The 25,851-nt window shown below is 64.3% G+C and carries 15 protein-coding genes; 5 read left to right on the top strand and 10 right to left on the bottom strand.

The annotated features are described in order from the left end of the window. Position 1 precedes the first annotated feature (1 nt). The 6 genes from ASE89_RS10410 to ASE89_RS10435 form a co-directional block, all read right to left on the bottom strand. On the bottom strand, positions 2-739 hold the full coding sequence (locus ASE89_RS10410) for a fimbrial biogenesis chaperone (RefSeq protein WP_056677137.1): 738 nt from the start codon (positions 737-739) through the stop codon (positions 2-4). 17 nt (positions 740-756) lie between these two features. Beyond that, complete coding sequence (locus ASE89_RS10415; RefSeq protein ID WP_056677146.1) at positions 757-1,212, bottom strand: spore coat protein U domain-containing protein; 456 nt, start codon at positions 1,210-1,212, stop codon at positions 757-759. 65 nt (positions 1,213-1,277) lie between these two features. Then, complete coding sequence (locus tag ASE89_RS10420; protein ID WP_236701704.1) at positions 1,278-1,826, bottom strand: Csu type fimbrial protein; 549 nt, start codon at positions 1,824-1,826, stop codon at positions 1,278-1,280. A 175-nt stretch (positions 1,827-2,001) separates the two neighbouring features. Continuing rightward, on the bottom strand, positions 2,002-3,663 hold the full coding sequence (locus tag ASE89_RS10425; protein WP_056677168.1) for a DUF5597 domain-containing protein: 1,662 nt from the start codon (positions 3,661-3,663) through the stop codon (positions 2,002-2,004). A 41-nt stretch (positions 3,664-3,704) separates the two neighbouring features. Further along, complete coding sequence (gene galA, locus ASE89_RS10430) at positions 3,705-6,629, bottom strand: beta-galactosidase GalA (protein ID WP_156363412.1); 2,925 nt, start codon at positions 6,627-6,629, stop codon at positions 3,705-3,707. 215 nt (positions 6,630-6,844) lie between these two features. Then, positions 6,845-9,640 carry a TonB-dependent receptor gene (locus tag ASE89_RS10435; RefSeq protein WP_056677172.1) on the bottom strand — a complete coding sequence of 932 codons (2,796 nt, stop codon included), beginning with the start codon at positions 9,638-9,640 and terminating at the stop codon, positions 6,845-6,847. A 241-nt stretch (positions 9,641-9,881) separates the two neighbouring features. Between ASE89_RS10435 and ASE89_RS10440 the strand changes: the two genes are divergently transcribed. The 3 genes from ASE89_RS10440 (at position 9,882) to ASE89_RS10450 (ending at position 15,191) form a co-directional block, all read left to right on the top strand. Next, positions 9,882-12,278 (top strand): glycoside hydrolase family 31 protein, encoded by a 2,397-nt coding sequence (locus ASE89_RS10440; protein WP_082451392.1) that lies wholly within the window; start codon positions 9,882-9,884, stop codon positions 12,276-12,278. 100 nt (positions 12,279-12,378) lie between these two features. After that, positions 12,379-14,010: an alpha-L-fucosidase gene (locus ASE89_RS10445; RefSeq protein WP_056677320.1), complete on the top strand. Its 1,632-nt coding sequence runs from the start codon at positions 12,379-12,381 to the stop codon at positions 14,008-14,010. Between the two features lie 161 nt (positions 14,011-14,171). Then, positions 14,172-15,191: a cupin-like domain-containing protein gene (locus tag ASE89_RS10450; protein ID WP_236701705.1), complete on the top strand. Its 1,020-nt coding sequence runs from the start codon at positions 14,172-14,174 to the stop codon at positions 15,189-15,191. Between the two features lie 32 nt (positions 15,192-15,223). On the opposite strand, the gene ASE89_RS10455 is transcribed toward ASE89_RS10450, so the two are convergent. Genes ASE89_RS10455 through ASE89_RS10470 form a run of 4 tightly spaced genes read right to left on the bottom strand, consistent with a single transcriptional unit; the run spans position 15,224 to position 21,299 of the window. Then, positions 15,224-16,732 carry a tryptophan halogenase family protein gene (locus ASE89_RS10455; protein WP_056677175.1) on the bottom strand — a complete coding sequence of 503 codons (1,509 nt, stop codon included), beginning with the start codon at positions 16,730-16,732 and terminating at the stop codon, positions 15,224-15,226. A gap of 3 nt (positions 16,733-16,735) precedes the next feature. Beyond that, complete coding sequence (locus ASE89_RS10460) at positions 16,736-18,247, bottom strand: tryptophan halogenase family protein (protein ID WP_056677178.1); 1,512 nt, start codon at positions 18,245-18,247, stop codon at positions 16,736-16,738. Continuing rightward, positions 18,244-19,680 carry a tryptophan 7-halogenase gene (locus ASE89_RS10465; RefSeq protein ID WP_156363413.1) on the bottom strand — a complete coding sequence of 479 codons (1,437 nt, stop codon included), beginning with the start codon at positions 19,678-19,680 and terminating at the stop codon, positions 18,244-18,246. The genes ASE89_RS10460 and ASE89_RS10465 overlap by 4 nt, the downstream gene beginning before the upstream one ends. A 56-nt stretch (positions 19,681-19,736) precedes the next feature. Continuing rightward, complete coding sequence (locus tag ASE89_RS10470; RefSeq protein ID WP_443024344.1) at positions 19,737-21,299, bottom strand: tryptophan halogenase family protein; 1,563 nt, start codon at positions 21,297-21,299, stop codon at positions 19,737-19,739. A gap of 384 nt (positions 21,300-21,683) precedes the next feature. Between ASE89_RS10470 and ASE89_RS10475 the strand changes: the two genes are divergently transcribed. Together ASE89_RS10475 and ASE89_RS10480 are read left to right on the top strand one after the other, a co-directional pair. Continuing rightward, positions 21,684-24,971, top strand: a complete 3,288-nt coding sequence (locus tag ASE89_RS10475; protein ID WP_056677186.1) for a TonB-dependent receptor — start codon at positions 21,684-21,686, stop codon at positions 24,969-24,971. Positions 24,972-25,026: 55 nt separating this feature from the next. Beyond that, positions 25,027-25,629, top strand: coding sequence for a CC0125/CC1285 family lipoprotein (locus tag ASE89_RS10480; protein WP_192003339.1), 603 nt, complete (start codon positions 25,027-25,029; stop codon positions 25,627-25,629). Positions 25,630-25,851: the final 222 nt, after the last annotated feature.

The following is a 25,851-nucleotide window of genomic DNA, read 5'->3' on the forward strand; positions in this document are numbered from 1 at the left end:
ATCAACGCGCGGCAATGCGCTGATCGGCGCCATTGACGTTTGCCATCAGCGGACTGGTGTCCGGGACACCCTCCGGCACCGGCCAGCGCATCGTCTGCCCCGCAAGAACATAACCCGCGAGCCCCGAAGCAAGACTGGTCTTCTTGTCGTCCGCCGTCCGGATGTCGACCAGGCGCGCGTGCAGCATGCCGGTATTGCGGATCGCCAGCATCCGACCGCTGCCGCTCCGTTCCAACGTCGCGGTCAGCTCCGGCTTGGCTGCGTTGACGGACCCCGCATAGGTGAAGAGCGGAACCGAATAGCGCATCTGTACCGCAAGCTCGGCCGCCGGCAGCCGGCTCGCATTCGGCGCGTTCGCGGTGGGGATTTCGTCGATCAACAGGCGGTAGCTGCGCTCCACCGGGCCGGTCTGGTCGTTCGCCGCAATAGCAGGCCGCTCGCGCCGCAGCACACGGATCATCTGCCGTTCCCCCGCCGGGATGACTGCGATCGGCGGGCTGGCAACGACCTCGTCCTGATCATCGTACAGATCGCCCTGCGGCCCCTGCGACCAGCGCAAAGTCCGGACCTGCATCGTGATCGGTTCGTTACCCTTGTTCTCGATCCACAGCGCGGTCGCGCGCTCGGTGGCGGCGATTTTCGGATCGACCGGCCAGATGATGACCGCCGCGGCGCGACTTGTGCCGGGCAGCAGGAGGAGCGGTGAGACGATGGCGGTCAACATACGCAGGATCTTCATGACTTGTCCTCGCTGCATCACCAGGTGACGGTGATGCGAACCACATCGGAATATCGCCCCGCCGCCACGCCGCGCTGGACGACGGCACGGGCCTGTACGGGAACGGACAGTCGCGACGTGCCGATCGGAAATGCCAGCGCGATCGCCTGCGACGTCCAGGGCGTCTGACTGCCGTTCGCGAACAGCTGATAGGGCAAGCGATCGGCAGGCCGGGTTGCGTGGACGAGCTGGCGCACACCGTTGGCCGGCTGAGTGCCGTTGTCGGCGGTGAGGGTGACGCTCATTCCCGGGGTGCAGTCGATCTGCAATCCGGCGGCAACCGCGGTGACCAGGCTGCCTTGCGCGGCTCCCCCATCGACCCCGTTCACCGACCCGAGGTCGATCGATCCCCAACTGCCCCCCGTCTCGGCGCTGACCGCGCAACCATTGGCGATGACCGCCCCGACCCTGAACGTGCGGCTGGTCTCGGCCATGCTCCCGGACGCACAGCTTGCGATCGCCGAAAGCGCGAAGAGAGTCCGGACGGCGCGCACCGCCGCTACCAGCTGAGCGTCACCTGTACCGTGTCGGTATAGGTGCCCGCCGGCAGCGCTAGGCCATTGCTCGACGCGCGAGCAAAGATCGGCAGCGTCAACGCCGAGGTGGCCGCGGTACCCAGGCTGATCTGCCTGCCGATGGTGATCTCGTCCTGTCGCGCCGAGTCCATGTACAGCCGATACGCAACGGTCTGCCCGAGATACGCCAGCTGACGGACGTTGCCTGCGTCGTTCGCGCCCGCCCCGACGGTTACCTTCGGCGCGAGGCCCGGCGTGCACAGCACCGTGACCGCATTCGTGCCGCCCTGCGCAACCATCGTCGCATCGGCGTTGCCGAAGACGCCCGACTGATCGGCAAAGGCGATCGTCCCGATCCGCCCCATGGTCGCGGCGCTGTTGCCGCCATTCACGGCACAGGCCGCGAGGATGTTCAGGGACACGCCGATCGTGCCGCTGGCGGTTTGTGCATGTGCCGATGTCGCCACGCCAGACGCCGCGATCATGCCGACCGCAATGCCCAGAACCCTGCTCGTCATCTTACGGTAAATCATGATAAAACAGCCCTCCATTTGGGCTGTTCTCAATGGTCGCCAGTTAACAGTATGTTGAACAACCGATCTGGCCGACGATAGCTTTCGATCCAACGATTATGACATGGTTCCAATAAGATGACGGCTCTCGTGGCCGGTCATTGAACATGCCCCGATCTGACGACCGCGGTGGGCCCTAATTCGGATTGCCGACCGGGATGACCGGATTGCCCTTGTAGCTGCCAAGCTTGACGTGGAGCACCTGCGCACGATCGGTGAAGTTGATCCCGTAGTCGGTCTGATCGCCGTTGAGCACACGGTCGAACACCCAATGCCCCTGCGCGTCGTAATGCCCCTCCTCGACCCGATCGTAGAGCATCGAACGCCCGCTATTCGCATCCGCCAGCGCGAACGAGACGCGCGTATCGAACCCGGTCACGAGATATTCGTCGGGGCCGATCTCGGCGATAGCAAGACCGCCGGTCGGTTGCGGGTTGCCGGTCGGCTTGTCGGTGCCGAACTGATACTGGCCGAACGTCGCGGTGGCGCGGTACTTGCCGAGGTCCATGACTTGCCTGTGCTCGGCCTTGGGGTCGGTCGGCTCGGCCACGCCCCAGGTCTTGCCGGCAAAGGCCAGCCGGGCCCATTCTCGCATCATCGGCTCGAACACGCGGTAGTTGCGTGCGAACAGCTCCATCGTCGGCGCGTCCAGCGTCTTCGCACCGAGCGGAAAGTTGTAATAGCCGCTATCGTCCATCCCGAACGGCGCGAAGCCGAGGCCGCCCTTGCCGACCACCGGATAGAAATACCGTGCGAACTCGGGCGCATTGCCCGTCTCCGGGATCAGCAGGGCGTTGTCGGCACGGCCGTAGAGCTTCAGATATTCGAGATACGCGGCATGATCGCGCGCATAGATATCGGGCGCGACCAGATCGAGCGACGGCGCCGCGGCCTTGTACACGTCGATCACGTGATGGATCGGCCCACCGCTCGAATAGGTCGTTGCCGCCTGCCGTCCGAAGGCCGAGGCGAGCGCGGCGTTGACGTACATCGGCACCGGCTTCACCGCCTTGCCCGCCGCCGCGATCTCCTCGATATAGCGGGCGATCGACCAGGCGTGGAAATACTCGTCGGCATCAGCGCCGAACACCTGCTTCCAGCTGCCCGCGGGCTTGCGGAATTTTTTGAGCAACGCCGCCGGGACCGGACCGTCGAACAGCTTCTGCGCGACCGGCGAGAAATCGCGGACGCTGCCATAGGTACCGGCCTCGTTCTCGGGCTGGACCATGATGACGGTGTTCTGCGGATCGGCGGCCTTCAGATGCTGCATCAGCTTGACGAAGGCGCGCTTGTCCGCCTCCAGCGTCGACCGATGGAGCGGCGACAGCGCATAATGCGTCTCCCCCTTGGCGTTGGTCATCCGCGGGAACCGCGCGTTGTCGAGCTTGACCCAGGCGGGCGCATAATTGGGCGAGGTATTCTTCCACGTCGCGAACCACAGCAGGACGAGGCGCACCTTGTTCTGCCGCGCCTCGGCGAGCAGCTGATCGAGGAAGGAAAAGTCGAACTGCCCCTCGGTTCGCTCGATCTGCTCCCACGCGATCGGCACCTCGACCGTGTTGGCGTGCATCGCGTGGATCGTCGGCCAGACTTTGGGCAGCATCGCCGGATAATTGCTCGAATTATTGACCTGCGCGCCGAGCATCAGCCACGGCGCGCCATCGACCATCAACGCGTGATGCCCGTCGCGGGTGACCAGCCTGGGCACCTCGGTCGCGGTCTGCGCGTGCGCGGCGCCGGCGAGCAGAGTTGCGGCGAGGGTCAGGCCCGCAAGCACGCGGGAGGAGCGGAAGATCATGATGCAGTACCTCGAACGGGAAACGGGAAAGTCGGGCCGGATCAGTCCTCGACGAAGACGAGCCCGCCCAGGCCCGATGCGACCGTGCCGTCGCTCTCGAGCAGGAGGGTGACGATCCGCTCGCCGGGGCCTGGCGGAAAGGCGACGCGCAATGTGGCGGCGGCGAAATCGGGCTTCGTCGCGGCGCGCTTGCCGTCGATCCAGATTTCCCCGCGACCGACGAGATCCTTGAACACGATCGTTCCGCCCCGTTCGCGCGTGCCGCGGTGCGGGGTGAGCCTGGCACGCAGCACGGTCCAGTGACCACTGCCCTGCGCCGGCTGGATCTCGCCCGCGCGGACATACAGCCAGCTGTTCATGTCATTGTCCGCCAGCACGATGTCGGGCGAGGGCCTGGCGGTGGCGGCAGGCGACTGCCGCCAGTCCTGCACCGTCAGCGTCATGCGGGCGGGCGCGACGGACGGACGGGCCGGCGTGGCGAGGCGGCGCACGTTGCTGGTGGCAGGGCGCAGTCCCGCCGCGCTGGCCGAGAGCTTGACGGTGCCCGCGCCGCCGCCGCCCGCGCGAACGATCACCTGCGCCAGGCCGTTGAACAGGCGCCGACGATTGCCCTGTTCGGCTTCGTGGCTGACCGGATCGCCATTGCCGAGGCCGATGATCGCGCCGCCGCTGACCGCAAGGGTGACGTCGAGATTGGCGGTCGGGACATGCCGTCCGCGCGCATCGACCGCGTCGATCGTATAGGGCTGCACGTCCTCGCCATCCGCCGCCATCGCACGCCGGTCGGGCGTGATCCGCAGCGCCACCGCCGCGCCGGTCGTCTCGACCACGCTGCGCGCGACCTCACGTCCGCCGCGATAGCCGATCGCCTCGAGCCGGCCCGGCGCATAGGGCACCCGCCAGCTCGGCATCGTGTAGCGATCGACCTTCTGCTCGCCGATCAGACGGCCATCGAGCATCAGCCGCACGGATTCGACATTGGTCAGCGCCATCACCTTGATCGCCTGGCCCTCGCGCCCGGGCCAGTTCCAGTGCGGCATCAGATCGAGCAGCGGCACGTCGTCGACCCACTGCGCGCGGTGCAGATAGAAGGCCATCTTCGGAAAGCCGCACAGATCCATGATCCCGAAATAGCTGCCCGCGGACGGCCATTCGAACGGCGTCGGCTCACCGTGATAGTCGAACCCGGTCCACACGAACGTCCCCGCGACGAACGGCCGCTCGGCAACCGACTTCCAGCCCTCGCGGTGGGTGCTGCCCCAGTCCGCCGGTTCCTCGTCATACGACGCCATCACGTGCGCGGCGCGGTCGGTCTCCCACGCACCGCGCGTCATGAAACTGCTGGTGTCCTCCGAACTCGTCAGCGGTAGCATCGGGTTGGCGGCGTGGAACCGGTCATACTGGTCGCGCTGATAGTTGAAGCCGACCACGTCGACCGCCTGGCTGACATTGACCGGCGCGAACATCCCGCTGTTCATCGCCGCCGTCACCGGGCGGCTGTCGTCGAGCGCCTTCACCGCGACCGACATGCGGCGGACCATCTCGTACCCGGCGGGCGTCCCCTGCATCGGCTCCTCGTTGAACACCGACCACATGAACACGCTTGGCCGGTTGCGATCGCGGCGGACCAGCCATTCGAGCTGGTCCATGTAATCGGGGCTGGTGTTGAAGTTGCGGTTCTCGCTCATCACCAGGAAGCCGAGCCGGTCGCACGCGTCGAGCACCTCGGTCGCGATCGCGCTGTGCGCGAAGCGGATCGCGTTGCATCCCAGGTCCTTCAGACGGCGCAATCGCCAGTCCCACAGCGCATCGGGCACCGCGACGCCGACACCGGCATGATCCTGGTGGTTGCACGTACCCTTGATCTTGAGCGGACGGTCGTTGAGATGGAAGCCCGTCGCGGCGTCGAAGCGCAGCGTGCGAAACCCGATCCGCAGCGTGCGTTCGTCGACGGCCTTGCCGCCGCGCATCAGCCGCGTCCGCAGCGTGTAGAGCGTCGGCGTGTCGATCGACCATAGCCGGGGCGCGGGGACCGGAATGGTCAGCGTGGCCGTGCCGGGCTTCAAAGACGGCAGGTGCGCCAAAGCGGTCTGCGTCGCGATCGTGCGGCCGGCGGGATCGATCAGCGAGACCTCAATGCTCGCCTCGGCCGGGATCTTGCCAATATTGCCGAGCGTCGCGGTGACGGGCACGCTCCAACTGCCATCAGCGGCGCGGCGCGGGTCGGCGTGGATGCCGTCGGTCGCGATGTACGTCGCATCGCGTTTCGCCAGCCAGACATGGCGGTACAGCCCGGCGCCCTCGTACCACCATCCCTCCATCGTCTGCGCATCGACCCGCACGACGATGCTATTCAGATCATCGCCGTACCGCGCCAGATCCGTGATATCGATATAGACGGAATTATAGCCGCTCCAGTTGTGCGCTACGATTGATCCGTTGAACCAGATCGTCGCATTCGTCGCGATCCCCCCGAACTGCAATTCGAGATACCGCCCCCGGTCCGCGGGATCGAGCCGCAGCGCGCGCCGGTACCAGCCGAAGCCGCGCCTGCGATAGCCCTGCGAGACATTGGCACTTTCCTCGAACGGCATCGTCGATGCCCAGTCATGCGGCAAATCGACCTCGGGCCAGTCCGAATCGTCATATTGCATCGCCGCCGCACCCTGCGCCTGCCCCGCCTTGGCGCTGTTGTAGGACCAGCCATGGCCGCGGATATCCGGCATCGGGATATCGCCGAGGTGAAAGCGCCAGCTGCGATCGAGCAGCAGCCGGCTGGGATCCTCGACCGGTGCACGCAGCGGCAGGTCGTCGCGGGTTGCCGGCATCGGCAATGCGCCGATCGCTGGCGCTTGCACCGGTGCAGCCTGAGCGACACCGTCCGCGGCCAGCGCCACGCCGATCGCGGTGCCGCTTCCCAGGAAATGCCGCCGGTTCAGCCGACCCGTCTCGTGCGCATCCGTCATCTCTGGCTTCCTATCCATCGCTGCCGGGCGAGCCCCGTTCGTTGCGCCGTCAATGCTGGCGTTCGCATTAGTCGGACACTGGTGGGCGCCCTTGCGACGGCATTGCAACCCCCACGGCGCGGATCGCGGTGCTGTGCTACAGGTTCAGGTGGCGACATCGCACGGGATCGCACCAGAAGCCCGGGAGCCTTTCGAGACCCCCGGGCTTCGGCCGGTCAGTAGTTCACGCGGAGCGTCGCGCCGAAGCGGCGATCGACGACCGAATAGTCACGCGGCCGGCTGTCCAACCCGAAGAACGTCTCACGCCGCGTGTTGAGCAGGTTGGTAGCATCGACCGACGCGGTGATGTTGGGCGTGACGTCGTAGCTGATCGAGGCGTCGAGCTGGCCGAACGCCCGGTCGTAGATCGGCAGATTGCCCGTCCCGCTGGCCGACGTGGTGCGGACGTAATCGTCGCGCCAGTTATACGCGACGCGCGCCGACAGTCCGTATTTCTCATAGATGCCGACCAGATTGTAGCTGTTCTTCGACAGCCCCTCGAGCGGCACCGAGATCGGCGCGCCGGGGATCGCACCGGCGCTCGGATTGGGCGCCTTGGAGTCCACATAGGTGTAGTTGGCCTGCACCCCGAAGCCCGACAGCGGCCCCGGCAGGAAATCGAAGAACTGCTGATAGCCGACTTCGAACCCCTTGATCTTGCCGTTCGCGCCGTTGACCGGCCGGTTGATCTGGTATTGCGTGCCGTCGATCACCACCGGATCGTCCACGCGCGCGATGAAGCCGTTGACCGCCTTGTAGAATGCGGCCGCGTAGACAGAGCTGGTCTTGTTGAAATACCATTCGAACGAGACGTCGAGCTGATCCGCGCGCAGCGGCCTCAGATCGGGATTGCCCGACGAGCCCCGCCGGCTGACGGGATCGAACGTCAGTACCGAGTTGAGCAGATTGTAATCTGGTCGCGTCAGGCCCTTCGACGCGGCCAAGCGCAGCTGCAGCGTCTCGGTGATCGGGAAGCGAATGTTGAGGCTCGGCAGGACCGAGGTGTAGCTGTTGGTCTGGTCGATCGGAATGGTCGGACCGCCCGACGGCGTCTGGAAGCCGGCGACGTTGGTCTTGGTATTCACGATGCGCACACCGAGGTTGCCGTCGAACGGCAGGATGGTCTCGGACTTGAACCGCGCGACCCAATAACCGCCGATCGTCTGCTCCGAGACGTCGTTGCGACCGGTCGGCAGATATTCCGGAACGGCGACCTGGCCATTGGGATAATAGGAGGCGAAGGTCTGGCGCACAGCGTTCAGATCGCCGCGGATCACGTCGAACGGCGGGATCAGGAAGCTGCCCAGCCCGGCCGCATCGCCGCGGAAGAAGTTCTTCACCGGTACGGGGTTGTAATAGCCGGGGATCGCCGAGAGCGGTGTACGCGGCACGCGTGGCGTATCGAACAGGTCGACATAGCCGAACACCGGATTTTCGACGACCGCGTTCAGCTTGGTGTACCGCACACCCGCCTTGATCGACGTGAAGAAGCCGCCATCGGTCTCATATTCTACGTCCTGCCGTACCGACCATTGGTCGTTGTGGCTGCGGCTGCTGGAATCAAGGATGTAGAGATAGGAGAAGTTCGCCGGATCGGTGAGGAAGCTGGGCGACCCTGCCCCGGTCACGCCGATCACGGGCAGTTTGCCGGTAATGTCGACGCTGAGCGTGTTGGGCTGATCACTGCCGACGCCGAGCGCGAAGAACTCCGTCTTCGTGCGGCTGTCGACATAGCTGACATCCGTGGTCAGCGTGAGCTGGCTCGTCGGATTGAACTTGAGCCCGCCCGAATAGGATGCGGTCTTCGAGCGGCGATCGCTGCGATAAGTATTGCCCTCGACGAACACGTTCTGGAACGTGCCGCTCTGGAACTCGCCATTCTCATCGAACGTGAAGCTGCTCGCCGGCCCCGGCGTGATCGGCGCACCGCCGCGGCCGAACGGGTAGACGAGATAGCCGACCTGGTTGAACTTGTAGTTGGCATAGTCGAACTGGCCGTAGACTTCGAGATTGTCGGCAGGCTTCCACTGGACGGCCGCGGAAATGCCGATGCGGCGGCGATCGCCGACATTGTTGAACTGGCCGACGCCGTTGGGCACGATCACCGCGTCGGCGGCATCGGCGGTGCTGCCATTGCCGGTTCGATCGACGATGCCGGTGCGCAGCTGATAGGGCTCGATCGACAAGGCATCGGTGCGATAGGCGCCGCGCTGGAGCGATCCGTTGAGCAGGAAGCCGATCTCGCCCAGGCCGGTCTGGTAGGTGTCGGTGATCAGGCCCGAGAACGAGGTCTTGGTCTTGTCCGCCAGATCGTGATGCGTGACCCGCGCGCTGCCGCTGATCGTCGGCTTCGAGAAGTCGAACGGCATCCGCGTGCGCAGGTTGACCGTGCCGCCCAGACCGCCCTCGATCACGTCGGCGGCGGGGTTCTTGTAGACGTCGATCCCGGCGAGCAGTTCGGAGGGAATATCCTCAAGGCTGATCGTGCGGCCGTCGCCCGCGGTGAAATAGTCGCGACCGTTCAGCTCGGTACGGACCTGGGTCAGGCCGCGGATCGCGATCCGGCTGCCCTCGCCCTGGTTGCGCTCGATCTGGATGCCGCTGATCCGCTGCAGCGCCTCGGACACGTTGTTGTCGGGCAGCTTGCCGATGTCTTCTGCGACGATCGAATCGATGATCTGGCTGGCGTTGCGCTTGCGCGCCTGTGCGCTGCGCAAGCTGGCGCGGACGCCGGTAACCACGATGTCCGCATCCGCATCCGCATTCGCAACGTCGCCGCTCGGTGCGACGGTACCCGCCTGCGCGCCCTGATCGATCGGTGACGGGGCGACCTCTTCGGCCGTGTCGGGGACGATAGCGGGCGCCTGCTGGGCGCTCGCGGCTACCGTGAATGCCGAGACGATTGCGAGGGCAGATGCCCCGCTTGCCAGCGCCTTGAGTACACAAGCCGAACGGAATTTTACGCGGTTCAAACACCATCTCCCCAGGATACCGAACGGACCACCGCTCGAAATTTGTGCCGCATTTTGAGCCATGAAGCGCTCTGCGGTCGAAGTGTGGTATCGGTATCAATGGACAAATTGTCTGACAAGTCATATTTTTGAGAGAGAATTCTGTTGATCTGTAGCGCGGACCTGCAATTATACGACAAATTTGCCGCTTTGGCGAAGTTTGCGGTACCATAACGGGCACAGACCCGCGGAGAGGATTTCAATGCATATCGCCCCATCCCGTGTCGTCACGCAGCCGTCCTACGATTCCCGCAGCACGGTATCGCCGGTCTGGTCGCGCCTGATCGCGCGATTTGCCGTTGGGGTTTCGCTGGCGACGATTGCGACGAGCGGGTTCGCAGCGCCGATCGCGACGGTCGACCGCAACGGCAGCCTGGTTTCGGTCGCGGCCTATGCCCCCAACATCGTCCGCGTGACGATCGCGACCGACCGCGGGCAGGTCGACGCCCCCCCCGGCGACGGTCCCAACGCCAAGCCCGATGCCGCGGGCTGGACGCACCGCAACGACGCAGGCGCCGATATCTTCACGTCCGCTGCGCTGTCGCTTTCGGTCGATGCCAAGCCATGGCCTAAGGCCCCCACGCAGATGGAGCGCTATTTCGCGCCATCGCTGCCGCCGGTGTCGGTAACGATCCGCAAGCCCGACGGCACGATGCTGACGCAGATGACCGGGTGGGAGATGGGGCCGCATACCGTCAACGGCGAAAAGACGTTCCGCGTCGGCGCAAGCTTCGCCTCCCCCGCCGACGAGCATTATTACGGGCTGGGCCAGAACCAGGAAGGCAAGCTCGACCTGCGCGGCCGGACGATCGACTGCCGCCACAATTACGATGCGCCCGCGGGCGAGACGGTCTGCGTGCCGTTCATGGTCACCAACAAGGGCTATGGCATCGTCTGGGACAATCCATCCTCGACCGTCGTGTCCCCCGGCCTCCACAGTGCGACGCACTGGCAGTCGGAAGTCGGCGAGCGCGTCTCGTTCTTCGTCATCACGGGCGCGACCACCGACGAGATCTATGCCGGCTACGCCACGCTGACCGGGACGACCCCGCTGCCGCCAAAGGCCGCGTTCGGGCTTATCCAAAGCAAGGCGCGGTACGAGACGGAGAAGGAACTGCTCGGCATCGCTGACGGGTATCGCAGCCGTGGCCTGCCGCTCGACATCATGGTGCTCGACTGGTTCTACTGGTCGCGCATGGGTCAGCTCGACATCGACCGCACCTATTTCCCCGATCCCAAGGGCATGAACGACAAGCTCAAGGCGATGGGGATGCACTCGATCATCAGCGTCTGGCCCCGGTTCGAAAAGGAATCGCGCTACTTCAATCTGCTGTCGAGCAAGTCCTGGCTGCTGAAGGACAAGGATGGCAACGCCGTCGACGGCCTGCCGATCCGGTCCGATCGTGCAGGCGCCTTGCTCGACAGCACCAACCCCGACGCGCGCAACTGGTTCTGGGAGCGGATCCGCGACAATATCGCCAGCCAGGGCTTCGACTGGTTCTGGCTCGACGAGACCGAGCCCGATCTCGTGCCCGACGGCAGCTTCTATTCGATCGGCTCGGGCGACCGTTATCACAATGTCTTCCCGCTGCTCCACACGATGAGCGTCGCGGACGGGTCGGCACGGGATCGCCCCACGATGCGCAACCTGATCCTGTCGCGCGCCGCCTATCTGGGCGCCCAGCGCAATGGCGGGCTGTTCTGGTCGTCGGACATCAAGTCGACCTGGGAAGCGCTGCACCGGCAGGTGCCCGCCGGGCTCGGCTTCACCGCGAGCGGCATGGCCTATTGGGGCAGCGATATCGGCGGCTGGCAATGGCCGAACGGGCCCAAGGCGACCCGTCCGGTATTGCTCGATCCGGCAGGCGCGACCGCGATGGCGCCCGACTATGCGGATTATCCCGAGCTGTTCACGCGCTGGTTCGCCTATAGCGTGTTCACGCCGACCTTGCGGATCCACGGCCAGCGCCCCGCCACCGCGCTCTGGGAATATGGGACCGCGGCCGAACCCGTTCTCGCGAACTTCCTGAAGCTGCGCTATTCGCTGATGCCGTACATCTATTCGCTCGGGCGCCACACCTACGAGAGCAATGCGCCGATGATGCGCGCGCTGTTCATGGATTTCCCGAACGATCCCAACGTCGCCGACATGGGCGATGAATATATGTTCGGCCCCGCCTTCCTCGTTGCCCCTGTCACCGAACAGGGCAAGACCATTCGCCAGGTCTATCTGCCGGCCGGGGCAGACTGGTATGATTACTGGACCAACCAGCGCTTTACCGGTGGGCAGACCGTCACCGCGAACGCAGCGATCGACAGGATCCCGCTGTTCGTGCGCGCCGGGTCGATCATCCCGATGGGCGTCCAGGTCCCCAGCACCGCGACGGCGCAGTCGCTGGAGGCCATTCGCGTGTATCCCGGCGCGGATGCCAGTTTCGCACTCTACGACGACGACGGCGTGACCAACGATTACCGGACCAAGGGCGGACGCAAGGCGACCCTCCGCTGGGACGACAAGAGCCGGCGCCTGACCGCGTCGGGCAAGCTGCCGACCGGGCAGGACGCCGGATCCCTGGTCCAGATCGTGGCGCCGAAATGATCCGTATCCGCGTCACCGCACGGCTCCTGACCGGGTTGCCGACGGCAGCGGGCGCGCGCGTTGACGGCGCGCCCGTCAGATCCGTCGCAACCCCGTGAGCATCGACCTCAGCCGTCGGTCGGTTCTCGCCGGTATCGCTGCACTCGGACCCGCAACGCATGCGCTCGCACAGAGCCCGATGGGGCTGGCGCGGGGCCCGGTGCAGCCGACCTGGCAATCGCTGGTCGATCACTATCGCTACCCCGAATGGTTCCGCGATGCTAAGCTCGGCCTGTGGTCGCATTGGGGCCCGCAATCGGTGCCCGAGCAAGGCGACTGGTATGGTCGCTTCATGTATATGCAGGGCCATCCAGCGTACGAACATCACCTCAAGACCTATGGCCATCCGACCCGATCGGGAATGATGGAGGTGATGAACCGCTGGACCGCGGCGCGCTGGGATCCCGACGCGCTGATCGCCCGCTATGCCAAGGCGGGCGCGAGATATTTCGTCTCGCTCGCCAATCATCACGACAATCTCGACTGCTACGACAGTCGCTATCACGCCTGGAATTCACTCCGCGTCGGGCCGAAGCGCGACGTCGTCGGCATCTGGGAAAAGGCCGCGCGCAAGGCCGGGCTGAAGTTCGGTGTCTCGAACCATGCGGCGCATAGCTGGCACTGGTATCAGACCGCCTATGGCTATGATCCGGTCGGGCCGCGCAAGGGACAGCGCTACGACGCGTTCACGCTCCGCGCCGCCGATGGCCACGGTACATGGTGGGACGGGTTAGATCCGCAGCAGCTCTATACGGGCGCGCACGCGGTCCTGCCGAACGGAATCGACACCATTGCGGCGATGAACGCATGGCACGATGCGCATGACGGCCAGTGGATCGAGACGCCGCCGCCGAACGACCCGTCCTATGCCGCGAAATGGCTGCTCCGGCAGACCGACCTGATCGACAAGTACAAGCCGGATTTCTGCTATTTCGACGATTACGAGCTGCCGTTCGGCCCGATCGGGCTCCAGGCGGCGGCGGATTACTATAACCGGTCGATCGCTTGGCACGGCAAGATCGATGTCGTGCTGACCGCCAAGCAGCTGAAACCCTATGCCCGGTTTGGCCTGGTCCAGGACGTCGAACGCGGCTTCACCGACCATCTGTGGGACGAGCCGTGGCAGACCGATACGTGTATCGGCGACTGGTTCTACAACGTCGCCCGCCTGAACGACAAAAGCTACAAGACCGCCGAGCAGGTCATCCAGCGGCTTGCCGACGTGGTGTCGAAGAACGGCAATCTGCTGCTCTCGATCCCGCAGCCCGGCGACGGCTCGATCGACGGCGAGGAGGAAAAGATCCTCGACGGCATGAGCCGCTGGATCGCGATCAACGACGAGGCGATCTTCGGCTCGCGACCGTGGCGGATCTACGGCGAAGGCCCGACCAAGCTGCAGACGGGGATGCAGAACGAGCAGTCTGCGGGGGTGTTCACGCCGCGCGACGTGCGCTTCACCACGAACAAGGGCGCGCTCTATGCGCTGTTCCTCGGCTGGCCACGCGGCGACGTGACGATCGAGGCCCTCGCACGCCACCGCTTCGCCGACGGCGTCGTCGAGCGCGTCACGTTGCTCGGCGGCGACCGCATAGCGCACCGCCGCGACCCGCACGGCCTGCATTTCGCAATGCCTGCCGACCGCGGTGACGGCTTCGTTCCGGTCGTGAAAATCGAGGGCCGCGGCCTGGTCTAGGGCGTCGCGTTTCTCGGGGCTCGGCCATTGCTCGCCCTCGAGCGGGCGTTCGAAGATCGAATACGCGGTCGCCACCAGCTTCCCAGCCAGTTATATCCGGAGAAACCTGGGTAGCGCAGCGCCAAACTTCTTGGCGGGGCGGGATGAAAGGATGACGAGGGGTGAGCAATCTGGACTGGGCGCGCCCGCTTGCCGAGCGTGCGCGGGTGGACTCAGCAACGTTCGAAGCCGAGATCCTGAACCGTGGTGAGCCGGTCGTCCTGCGTGCTCAAGTCTCCGCCTGGCCGTCCGTCGCGGCGGCACGCGGCGGCGCCCGGCACGCGGCGCAATACATGGAGAAGTTCGACGGCGGTGTCCCTGTTCAGGTGATGGCGGGGCGGCCGGAGATACAAGGCCGCTTCTTCTACGATGATGCCGTCCAGGGCTTCAACTTCAACCGTCAGATGGTTCCGTTGCAGTTGCTGTTGTCGGAATTGCTTCGGTTTGAAAACGATCCCACGGCGCCCGTCCTCTATGCTGGGTCTGCGCCGACAGGACAGCTCCTGCCGGGCTGGAGCGAGGCAAACCCGCTCGACCTGACGCTGCCTGGCGCGAAGGCGCGGGTGTGGATCGGCAACGCGACCCGGATTTCGACGCATTACGACGGCTCAGCGAACCTCGCGTGCGTCGTGGCGGGCCGTCGCCGCTTCGTCCTGTTCCCGCCCGAACAGCTCGAAAATCTCTATGTCGGGCCGCTCGACCACACGATGGCGGGGCAGCCGGCGAGCATGGTCGACCCTGATGAACCCGACCTGGAACGCTACCCGCGCTTTGCCGAGGCGATGCGCCATGCGCTGGTCGCGGACCTGGGGCCGGGCGACGCGATCTTCATTCCGGCACTGTGGTGGCACAATGTGCGCTCGTACGAGCCGCTCAACATATTGGTGAATTATTGGGCAGAAGGGACCGAGGCGACGAGCCCGTTTACCGCGATGATCCATGCGCTGATGGCGGTACGCGACCTACCGCCGCGCGAGCGCGCGGTCTGGCGGAAATGGTTCGATCATTATGCGTTCGACGACGCGGCCGACCGGGTTGCCGATCACCTGCCCGAGGCAGCACGCGGCGTGCTCGGGGCGGCGTCGCCATCGCGGACGGATCGCATCAAGCAGTATCTGCTCCACGCACTAGGCGCGCGATAAGCCCTCCCGGCGTCACCTCTGCCAGCCGGGCGTCAAACCGCAGGGTGACCAATCTGGTCGAGGAACTGCTGGTGCGAGGGCATACGGTCGACCGCCAGCCGCATCGCATTTGCGATGTGCGCCATGCGCTTGTCGAGTTCGCCTTCGGGCAGCAGATCGGCGAGTGGATGGTAGCGCCTTGGAACAAGCCCCTGCCCGTGCATGACCGCGAGCCAGCTCGTCTCGCTGAACAGTTCATTGTCGTGGCGATATAACCGGCCATTCTCGCGAAATATCGCGATGCGCTCTCCGAGCGACGTGGGCAACGCCATGCTGCGGCAGTACCGCCACAACGGCGAATCATCGCGGGTCGTGGTGGCATAATGCAGGATGATGAAGTCGCGCACCTGCTCATATTCGACACGCGTGCGGCGATTATAATAGTCGATGTCGTGCTGGTTGAAGCGACGGTCCGGAAAGTTGGTGAGCAGGCGCGCAATGGCCGACTGGATCAGGTGGATCGACGTCGATTCGAGCGGTTCGAGAAAGCCGTTCGCCAGACCGAGCGCCACGACGTTGCGGTCCCAGGCCTTGTGCCGGACGCCGGCCTTGAACCTTATGAAGTTCGGCTCGGACAAGGGGTCCCCATCGAGCGCGGCGTTGAGGCCGGCAAGTGCTTCATCATCGCTCAAGTGATCGGAGCAGTAGACATAGCCGTTGCCGGTGCGGGACTGGAGCGGGATGCGCCATTGCCAGCCGGCCGCCTTGGCGGTGGCGCGGGTGTACGGAAGCGGGTCGGTGGTCCGGCGGCAGGCGCGCGCCACCGCGCGATCGCAGGGCAGCCAATGGCTCCAGTTCTCGAAGCCGGCGCCAAGCGCCTCGCTGATCAGGAGACCGCGAAAGCCCGAACAGTCGATGAACAGGTCGCCCGCGACGCGGCTGCCGTCCTCCAGTGTCACCGCCTGGACATGACCATTGCCGCTGTCGAGGGTGACATCGACGATACGCCCTTCGGTGCGCCGCACGCCACCGGCCTCGGCCCGCTCGCGCAGGTAGCGGGCGTAGAGCGATGCGTCGAACTGGAACGCGTAACTGATCGTCCCGAGCGGCGAGCCAGCGCGGCTGTGATCGGGCCGCTGAAATCGCTGGGCCCGCGCGGCATCGGCGCCGATGCTGAATCGGTCGAGATCGAGAGCCCCGCCGAGCTGAGCCTGACGCAGCCAGAAATGATGGAAGTGCAAACCCTCCATTTCCTGACCATAGGTGCCGAACGGATGAAAATAGCGGTCGCCGATGCGACCCCAATCGACGAACTCGATCCCCAGCTTGAACGTCGCGGCCGTGCGGCGGACGAAGTCGTCCTCGTCGATCCCGAGCAGCCGATTGAAATATTGCAGGTGCGGGATGGTCGCTTCGCCGACGCCGACCGTGCCGATCGCCTCTGATTCGATCAGCTCGATCTCGACCGCGCGACCCAGGACGCGGGACAGGGCTGCAGCCGCCATCCAGCCGGCGGTGCCGCCACCGACCACCACGATCCTGCGAATGGCAAGTTCGTCCATCGCTCAGCCCTCCGTCGCGGCGCAGTAGGACGCGATGAAGCTCGCATGTGTCGGCATGCGCGATGCAGCGTCCTTCATCGCCGACGCCATGGATTGCAGGCTGTTCGCCACGTCGCGCGCGGGCAGCGCCTCGACGATCGGATCGCATCGTTTGGGCATGATTCCCTGGCCCAGCATCACCGCCACCCAGCTCGGGCGGGCAAAAAGCTCGTCATCATAGCGGAAGATGCGCCCCGTTTCGCGGAACAGCTCCATCTTGTGCTGGAGGCTGTCGGGCACGCTCATTCTCCGGCAATAGCGCCAGAACGGCGTATCGTCCCTGTTCGTCGCGACATAGTGCAGCACGATAAAGTCGCGCACCTGCTCGAATTTCTTCTGCATGTAGCGGTTATATTCTACTCTGAGTATATCGGGAATATCCCCGTTGGGGAAAAGCGATATGAAGCGGCTGATTCCTTCCTGGATCAGATACAGCGACGTCGACTCAAGCGGCTCCAGAAAACCAGCGGCAAGCCCGATCGCGATACAATTGCCGCGCCAGAACTGCCGCCGGTGCCCCGCCTTGAAACGGATCGCGCGGGGCTCTGCAAGAAGCGCGCCCTCGACCCCCTTGCGCAGGACCCTCTCCGCTTCGTCATCGTCCATGAAGCTGCGGCTGTAGATATGGCCATTGCCCACGCGGCGTTGCGTCGGGATCCGCCACTGCCAACCGGCGGGGCGCGCCGTGGACCGGGTATAGGGCGGGGGCGGTCCGACATGCGCGCTTGGCACCGCCAGCGCGCTGTCGCACGGCAGCCACGCGCTCCAGTCGACGAAATCGATGTCCAACGTCTGCCCAGTCAGCAGCGCGCGAAATCCCGTGCAGTCGAAGAAGAAGTCGCCCTTGACCTGCGCGCCCGAGTCCATCGTCACGGCCGCGATGCCGTCGCCCTGCGCGGTCCGTTGAACCGCATTCACCACGCCCTCGACGCGCTTGACGCCCCGCTTCTCGGCGTAACGCCGCAGATATCGCGCGTACAGCGTCGCATCGAAGTGATAGGCATAGCGAAGGTGCGAGAACACCGATCGCGGGTTCGGGTCAGGCAGGGCGAAGCGACCCGCGCCGGCGGCAACCGCGGAGAGGCTGTAGTCCTCGATCGGTGCCGTGCCGCCATCCCTTCTGAGGCGCAGCCAATATTGGTGGAAGTCGATCCCCTCCATGTCGACACCGTGCTGACCAAAGGGATGAATGTAGCGGTCGCCCTTGTGACCCCAGTCGACGAACTCGATCCCGAGTTTGAACGTCGCGTCGGTGGCACGCATGAACTCGGCTTCGCTGATGCCGAGCATCTGGTTGAAGACCAGCATGTCCGGAATGGTGGCCTCTCCGACACCAACGGTGCCGATCGCATCGGACTCAATGACCGTGATGGACACGTCCTTGGTTTGAACAAGGCTGGAAAGCGCGGCGGCGGTCATCCAGCCGGCTGAGCCGCCGCCGACGATGACGATGGATCCTAGGCGGGCCTGCGTCATTTTCGTGGATCCTGGCGGAGATAGCGTTCCAGCTGCGTCATATAGACGTGGTTCGACGGCAACGCGGCGGCGGCACTCGCGACCTGCTGTGCCGCATCGTCGAGATAGCGGCGGACCCGTTTGGCATCGGCGCGGTCCGCCAGACGATCATGGCGTCGCGGACGTCGGCCGATACCGAAGTGCATGATCAGCCAGTCCTCGGGATGAAAGGGTTCGAGATCGTAGGAGACGAGCAATCCGCGTTCGGCGAACATCGCGAGCTTGTGCTCAAGCTCAGCGTCTGGCGTGTCGCGCGCCGCGCGCCAGAAATCGCTGTCCGGCAGGGCGGACGTTTCGAGAAGCGCGCGGGTGAAGCGCATCGCATGATCGTGATCTTCGCCATGCCTGCGGTTATACTCGCGTTCTTCGACGGTCATCGACGCAGTCGAAACGGGGATCAGCGTCATCAGCCGTTCGATGTCGCGTTCGAGCAGCATCATCGGCGCCGGTGTGAGGGGCTCGACGATGCCGGCCGCGTGCCCGATACCGACACAGTTCCCCGCCCAGGCCCGTCGGCGCCGCCCGAGCGTCGCAGACGTGCTCAGCTTGCCTATCGTGTTGCACGACGCAGTTGCATCGGAGACCGTCAGCGATCGCGTCGATCCGCGCAGCGGGGTCTGTGCCGCCCAGCCCTTGTCGTGAAACGACACGCTGCGGACCGGCGGGCCGAGCCGGGCCTCGGCCACGTCGTCTGCGGAAATCTGAAGCTTCCGCCCGCCCAGCCACGCGGGATCGAGCCGGGATAGGAGTTCGGCCGACGGTCCGCTGCAATCGAGATACAGGTCGGCCGTCATCATGTCGGCACCGTCGAGCGCGATGCCAGTGATCACTCCGTCGCACACCCCGACCCGGCTCAGCGCCCCCTTCAGATGGTGGATGCGGCCGGGCGGTACGGCGGCGGCAAAACACCGGGCGTGGCTTGCAGGGTCGAAATGGTAGCCATATTCGGCACGCGCCAGTGGCTGCTGACCGGCCGCGCCGGGTGATCGCGGGGGATGCGCAAACGTGCCCCGACTTCCCGCGACGGCACCGAGAAGAAACGGATCGAGCCGCGTCATGCCCTGCTGTACCAGATACTGGTGCATCAGGACGCCGTCGATCACCGGCAGCGTCAGGTTGAAGCACTGGATCCAGGATCGCCCGCCTTCGGCCCAATGCACATATTTGCTGCCCCAGGAAAAGGCGGCGGAACTGCCGAGTACGAGAGCGGGCTCGGTGACACCGGCCGCCAGATTGAACGCATAGCTGCCTGGACCGGAGACGGTGCCGTAGAAAAGGTCGGTGCGCCGGTGATCGCTATCGATCTCAGCAAGCGTGATCCGCACCGTGTCCGGCAGCTGGCGCGCAAGCGTCGCCACCGTCATCCAGGCGGCAAGCCCTCCACCGCAGACCACGATGTGCCTGATGTTGTTACCCGGCGTAAATGCAACAGGTGTTCCCGGTGCACCGATCAAGCCCCGGCAACGGCCAGACGCGCCGCTCCTCCGCTTTCCCGGATAAAGGCGGTGTGCTCGGGTGTCCGCCGTACCGCAGCATCTACCTTCGCGCGCACGTCCATTGCTCTGGCCGTCAGAGCATCGACGCTCATGTTCTCGACGCGCGGATCATGCCGGTCGGGAACGATATTCTGACCCAGGAACACCGCGACCCAGCTCGGCGACAGGAAGAGGCCGAATTCGTATTGGATCAGGTGACCGCGGGCACGCCACGCGTCGATCCGCTCGGACAGGCTGTCGGGAAGGCGGAGGTTGCGGAAATGCCGCCACATCTCGGAGTCGGCGCGTTGCGTCGCGACGTAATGCAGCAGCAGGAAGTCGCGGATGCGCTCATAGTGAAGGCCGATGCGACGGTTATATTCGGCGATGTCGCGCGCCGCGAATCCCTTGTCCGGAAAGACCGCCAGCAGTTCGGTAATGCCATCCTGGATCAGGTTGATCGACGTCGACTCGAGCGGCTCGAGGAAGCCGCCTGCCAGCCCGATCGCCACGACGTTCTTCTTCCAGAACTCGCGTCGCCGACCCGTCGTGAACGACAGCCGGCGCGGCTCTGCCTGCATCGGTGCGTCGAGCCCCGCAACAAGCTGATCATGTGCCTCGTCGTCGGAAATGAAGCTGCTGCAATAGACATGGCCGTTGCCGACACGGTGTTGCAGCGGGATCCGCCACTGCCACCCCGCGGTGCGCGCGGTCGCCCGGGTGAACGGGCGCAGCGCACCATTGCTTTCCGTCGGGACCGCGATCGCCCGATTGCACGGCAGCCATGCGCTCCAATCGTCATAGCCGCTTTGCAGGGCGGTCTCGATCAGTAGCCCTCGAAACCCCGAGCAGTCGATGAACAGGTCGGCGGATAGCGTCGTGCCGTTCGTCAGCACGACATCGCGCACAAACCCGGTTTCGCCATCCTGTACGACCCTGACCACCTTCCCCTCGATGCGCGACACCCCCCTTTTCTCGGCAAAGCCTCGGAGAAATTTCGCATAGAGCCCCGCGTCGAACTGGTAGGCGTACCCGAACGTGGACTCTACGGCGTCCAGGTCACCCGAGGGCCGTCGAAAGCGGCCCTGCTCCGCGGCGATGACCGGGTAACTATATTCGTCGATCCGGCTCCGGTCTCCCGATTGGCGCAGCTTCAGCCAGTATTGATAGAACGGTACGTCGTTGGTCGTCGGCCCGAAATCACCGAACGGGTGGATATATCGATCGCCGCGGCGGCCCCAGTCGCAAAACTCGATGCCCAGTTTGTAGGTGGCCTCGGTCGCCCGCATCATTTCCGCTTCGTCGATGCCGAGCGCGAGGTTGAATGCTCGAATATGCGGTAGCGTCGCTTCGCCAACGCCCACGGTGCCGATCTCGTCCGACTCGACCAAAGTGATCGATATCGGGAGCCCCGCCAGCTTGGCCGCCAAGGCGGCCGCGGCCATCCATCCTGCGGTGCCGCCCCCGACAATGCAGATGCTGCTAATGTCAGACTGTTCTGCCACGAACGCCCACCACGTATCTTGCGGGTGCACCACAATATGGCATCGCCGCTGCCCCTCCTGTTCCCCGCGCCTATTGGCGCCTTACGCCTGATTAAAGCCTGAGCGCGGGAAGGCAAGCGCGGTCGCGAACGTCGGCAAGTGATTAAAAGACAAGCATTCTGTCGCAATATTCAGGTCTTGATTGTCGCAGAAAGCGGACGTAGCATTACTCTTACATTTGACGACCGGTCGTGATGAAGAGCTCAAAAGCTCAGATCACTTAGAAGCTGGCGCAGGTGAGGAGGAAGCCCGGGACAAACCGGACAAAGAGGGGATGCTGTGATGCAAAATTCGGTTTTTCCGGCGTTATCAAGCTCGACCAAGCGCTTTCTGCTTTCGACTTCGGCGCTCTCGATAGCGTTGATCGGGTCACCAGCCATGGCCCAGACGGTTTCGTCCCCGGCAAACGAGCAGACCTCGCCGCCGAAATCCGGCTTGCCGGATACCGACCCGGCGACCGCGCCTCAGACTACCGAGCTCGACGAGACGACGACCGAGGACATCGTCGTAAGGGGCATCCGCGCCGCACTCGAAAGCGCGAAAGACATCAAGCGCAACGCCGACACGGTCGTCGACTCGATCACAGCGTCCGACATCGCCACCTTACCCGATCTGTCGGTGGCAGAGGCGCTCGGGCGCGTCCCGGGCGTGACGATCTCGCGCTTCGCGACCGGCGGCGCGTCGCCCGACTTCCCCTCACCCGAAGGCCAGGGCAACCTGATCCGCGGCCTGGGCTTTGTCCGCTCCGAGTTCAACGGCCGCGACGCGTTCAGCGCCAATGGCGGGCGTGTGCTCGATTTCTCGAGTATTCCGCCCGAGCTGATCGGCGCAGTCGATGTGTACAAGAACCAGACGGCCGATCTCATCGAGGGCGGCATCAGCGGCACGATCAACCTGCGCACCCTGGAACCATTCGATCGCCAGAAGCCGTTTCTCGCAATCTCGGCGGACAATACCTACACCGATCTTCGCAAGAAGTCGTCGCCGTCGGGCAGCATCACGGGCGGCAGCAGATGGAAGACGGGGATCGGCGAATTCGGCGTGGTAGCGTCGGTTTCACGGTCAAAGCTGAGTTCGCGTATCAACGGCTGGCAGCAGAATTCGCCGTTTCCACGCGTGCTCGACGCAACCGGCAATGTTCCGCAGACAAGCCTGACCGGCGCGGCGAAGCTGTCCGAGTTCACCGGCGTCGATCCGTCACGCATCCTTGGTACGACGCCGGGATTTCAGTTGCGTACGAACGATGTCGATCGTGATCGTCGAAGCTATTACGGCGCACTGCAGTGGAAGAATGACACGCTGCAACTCACGGCCAAGTATATCCGGGTTGAGGAGGACACGGACAGCATCGAGCGGACGTTCGAGTGGTTCCCCGAGCACGATACGGGCACGACGGCGGGGATCAGCAACCTCAGCGTGAAGCCTGGTTTCGGGTCCGACGGTGTCGCGATGTGCAGCGGCGCGGGCGGCTTCCCCTCGAACCCGGGCGACTGCGAGACGCTGATCCCGATCCGCGGCGGTCTGATGGAGTCGGGTTTCGTCACGAACCGGATCGATGCCTGGACGGGCGCGGTCGGATCGCCGGTCGGATCGCTCGGCATCGGCAGGACGGAAGAGAGCAAGACCGAGGATTTCAGCCTCAATCTGCGGTGGCAGCCGACCGAACGCCTGCTGGTGACGGTCGACGGGCAATATACCAAGGCAAGCGCACGGCAGCGTCAGATCTGGGGCGGCTTCAACACCTATCTCGACTGGCAGATTGCGCCCGATCTCGATAACCCGCGGATCGCCTTTTCGGTCAACCCGGCCCATCGCTTCAATCCGGGCAATACGCGCTTCAGCGGTGACAGCGATGCCAATCCGCTCGCGTCGCCGACATCGTCCGGCGATCTGAACGGCGCGACCTGGCAATTTGCGGCCGACCAGTTCCAGGTCGGCAAGGGCGATCTCTACGCCTTCCGTGCCGATACCGCGTACGACGTGTCGGGGAGTGACGGCCTTGCCGGCTGGTTCGACAGCGTCAAATTCGGCGGTCGCTACTCCGAGCGGAGCCAGACGAACTCGGAAATGGCGCTGAACTGGGGTGCCATTTCGCCTGCATGGGATGGTCGCGGCGGTTACGGCGTGGTCGGCACCTTTCAGGAGCCCACCAAGGCTGCAGAAGCCATCAGCTTCGCCAACTTCTTCCGGGGCGGCGTGGTCGAAGGGCCGAACCAGACCTTCGTCTTTGCGAACTCCGCACTTCTCAACGACTATTCCGCATTCCGCAAATATCTGAACGCAGAGCCGCAGCTGGCCAACGGCAATTACAACTGGGTGCCCAGGGGTACGGACGACGGCAGTAAATTCGGGGTTCCCATATTCCGCCCCGAGGACACGTCCAATATCACGGAGCAGACGGCGAACGCGTACGCTCGCCTTGATCTCAAGCACGAGTTCGACAACGGCATGTCGATCGCCGCAAACTTCGGCGTCCGATACGTCCGCACCAAATTGCGATCGACCGGGTTCCAGGCGTTCCGGCCATTCGTGGCCGATGCCCAGACACCCGCGTTTGCCGACACCGATGGCGATGGCGTTCTTGAGCGGACCAGAACCGATGATGCGGAGAGCCGCGACGATCCCGCGGACTTCCTGCCCCAGTCAATCGCGTACGGGGCTCAGGCGGCTGTACCGATCAGCTTCAAGCAGACCAACGAGAACTGGCTTCCGTCCTTCAACCTGCGCTGGAATGTCGACTCGCAGCAACTCGTCCGATTCGCGTACAGCAAGGGGCTGAGCCGGCCGAACGTACAGGACCTGCGTGCGTCGCAGGAATATGTCGTGACTACGAACCGCGTGAACTTCCCACCGATCACCGATGAGAATGACCCGCTGTTCGGCATTGATCGTGGTGCCCAGAACATCACGGCTGGCGACATCCGCGTGAATCGCGGAAATCCGCTGCTGCGACCGACCACGGCCGACAGCTTCGATCTCTCGATCGAGCGCTATTTCCGCGGGGGATATTTCTCCGTCGCCGGATTCTACAAGAGCTTGTCGAATATCGTCACGAATGGCGATCTGGCGTTGGGAACGACGATGCTTGACGGGCAGACGGTCAATATCATCTACAATGGTCAGGTGAATCAGGCCAAAGCGAAGGTCAAAGGCATCGAGGTCAGCTACCAGCAGTTCTTCGACAAATTGCCGGGCGTGCTGAGCCATCTCGGCTTCCAGGGGAATTATACCTATATCGACTCGTCGACGACACCGCCTGCGAACGGCGTCGACAGTGATGGCGACGGGAATGTCGATGACCAGACGACCTTCTTCCGGTTCGGCGTCGATGATCTTCTCGGACAATCCGATCACATCCTCAACGTAGTCGGAATTTACCAGGACTCCGCGCTCGAGATGCGTCTGGCGTATAACTGGCGCTCGAAATACCTCACGACCTACCGCGACTATGTGACAGGCAACCCCGTCTATAACTCAGCGGCCGGGTTCCTTGACGCTTCGGTTCGATACAGAATCGGCCCCCTGACGCTGCGCACGTCGGTCGCCAACATCCTCGACACGAAAAGCAAGGCGCGCGTTCAAATCGACCAGAGCGGACAATTGTATGATCGGTTCAGTTTCCTGAACGATCGGCGAATCGTCTTCGGCATCCTGTTGCAGTATTGAAGCTATGCGATCGGGACGGTCGAAACCGTCCCGATCTTCTTTCGTGATGGAGGGCATGATGAAATATGCAGTCCTGATAGTAGCGGCGCTGATCTGCACCCCGGCTGCTGCGCAGAAGGGGTATAAAGCAGCGAAGGCGGCAAGTGACGTTGGTTATCAGTCGTCCGTTGGCACTGACGGCAGGGTGACCATCGTCTACACCGGCGCGAAGGGCGCAAAGCCCGATGATGTCGCGAAATTCGCCATGTTGCGGGCGGCGGAACTCACCCAGGATGCCGGTAAGGAGTGGTTCGCCGTCATCAAGGCCGAGACGCGCGACCTTGCTGCCGGTGGCGGCTCCGACCTGCGCGACAAAACTGGCCCAAGCTTTTCTACAGGGACCGGCGCCAGCGCTTCGATGGGGTCGGCCAGTCAGGCGGGCAGCCCTCCAGGGGTGGCCGATGCAGCCGTGCCAAATGGCCCTACGACGGGTGGTTTTGGCGGCGGTGACGTTCCCTACCAGGTGCTGGAACGCTGGCGTCCGAGCCAGTCTGCGCAGACCACGGTCGTGATCCAGATGGGATCGGGCGACCAGGCCACATTCCCAGGACTCAACGTACAGCCGACAATCTACGCCGCTGCGGACGTGATCGAACAGATACGGGGAAAACGCAAATAACGAGCAGCGTGCCGATCGGACACCCTCGATCGACCGGTACACTGGTCGCTAACACCCCCCCTTGGGGCGGCGCACGGCCGCCCCGTTTTTTCGTGAGACGCAGGCTCGGTCGGGTCGGGCGGCTCCGACTTTCGGCGATCGACTATCGGCGATCCTGACAAACCAATGCGAGAGAATGCCAGCGGGCGCCGGATGAGACGCGCCCCCGTTTTTCCCCTCGAT

It is taken from the genome of Sphingomonas sp. Leaf30, from assembly GCF_001422525.1.
GTDB classification, from domain to species: Bacteria; Pseudomonadota; Alphaproteobacteria; order Sphingomonadales; family Sphingomonadaceae; genus Sphingomonas; species Sphingomonas aerolata.

Excerpts from the sequence above, each read along its gene's own strand:
- ASE89_RS10410 (WP_056677137.1), bottom strand. The coding sequence starts at position 739 with ATGAAGATCCTGCGTATGTTGACCGCCATCGTCTCACCGCTCCTCCTG.
- ASE89_RS10415 (WP_056677146.1), bottom strand. The coding sequence starts at position 1,212 with ATGGCCGAGACCAGCCGCACGTTCAGGGTCGGGGCGGTCATCGCCAAT.
- ASE89_RS10420 (WP_236701704.1), bottom strand. The coding sequence starts at position 1,826 with ATGATTTACCGTAAGATGACGAGCAGGGTTCTGGGCATTGCGGTCGGC.
- ASE89_RS10425 (WP_056677168.1), bottom strand. The coding sequence starts at position 3,663 with ATGATCTTCCGCTCCTCCCGCGTGCTTGCGGGCCTGACCCTCGCCGCA.
- galA (WP_156363412.1), bottom strand. The coding sequence starts at position 6,629 with ATGACGGATGCGCACGAGACGGGTCGGCTGAACCGGCGGCATTTCCTG.
- ASE89_RS10440 (WP_082451392.1), top strand. The coding sequence starts at position 9,882 with ATGCATATCGCCCCATCCCGTGTCGTCACGCAGCCGTCCTACGATTCC.
- ASE89_RS10455 (WP_056677175.1), bottom strand. The coding sequence starts at position 16,732 with ATGGACGAACTTGCCATTCGCAGGATCGTGGTGGTCGGTGGCGGCACC.
- ASE89_RS10460 (WP_056677178.1), bottom strand. The coding sequence starts at position 18,247 with ATGACGCAGGCCCGCCTAGGATCCATCGTCATCGTCGGCGGCGGCTCA.
- ASE89_RS10475 (WP_056677186.1), top strand. The coding sequence starts at position 21,684 with ATGGCCCAGACGGTTTCGTCCCCGGCAAACGAGCAGACCTCGCCGCCG.
- ASE89_RS10480 (WP_192003339.1), top strand. The coding sequence starts at position 25,027 with ATGATGAAATATGCAGTCCTGATAGTAGCGGCGCTGATCTGCACCCCG.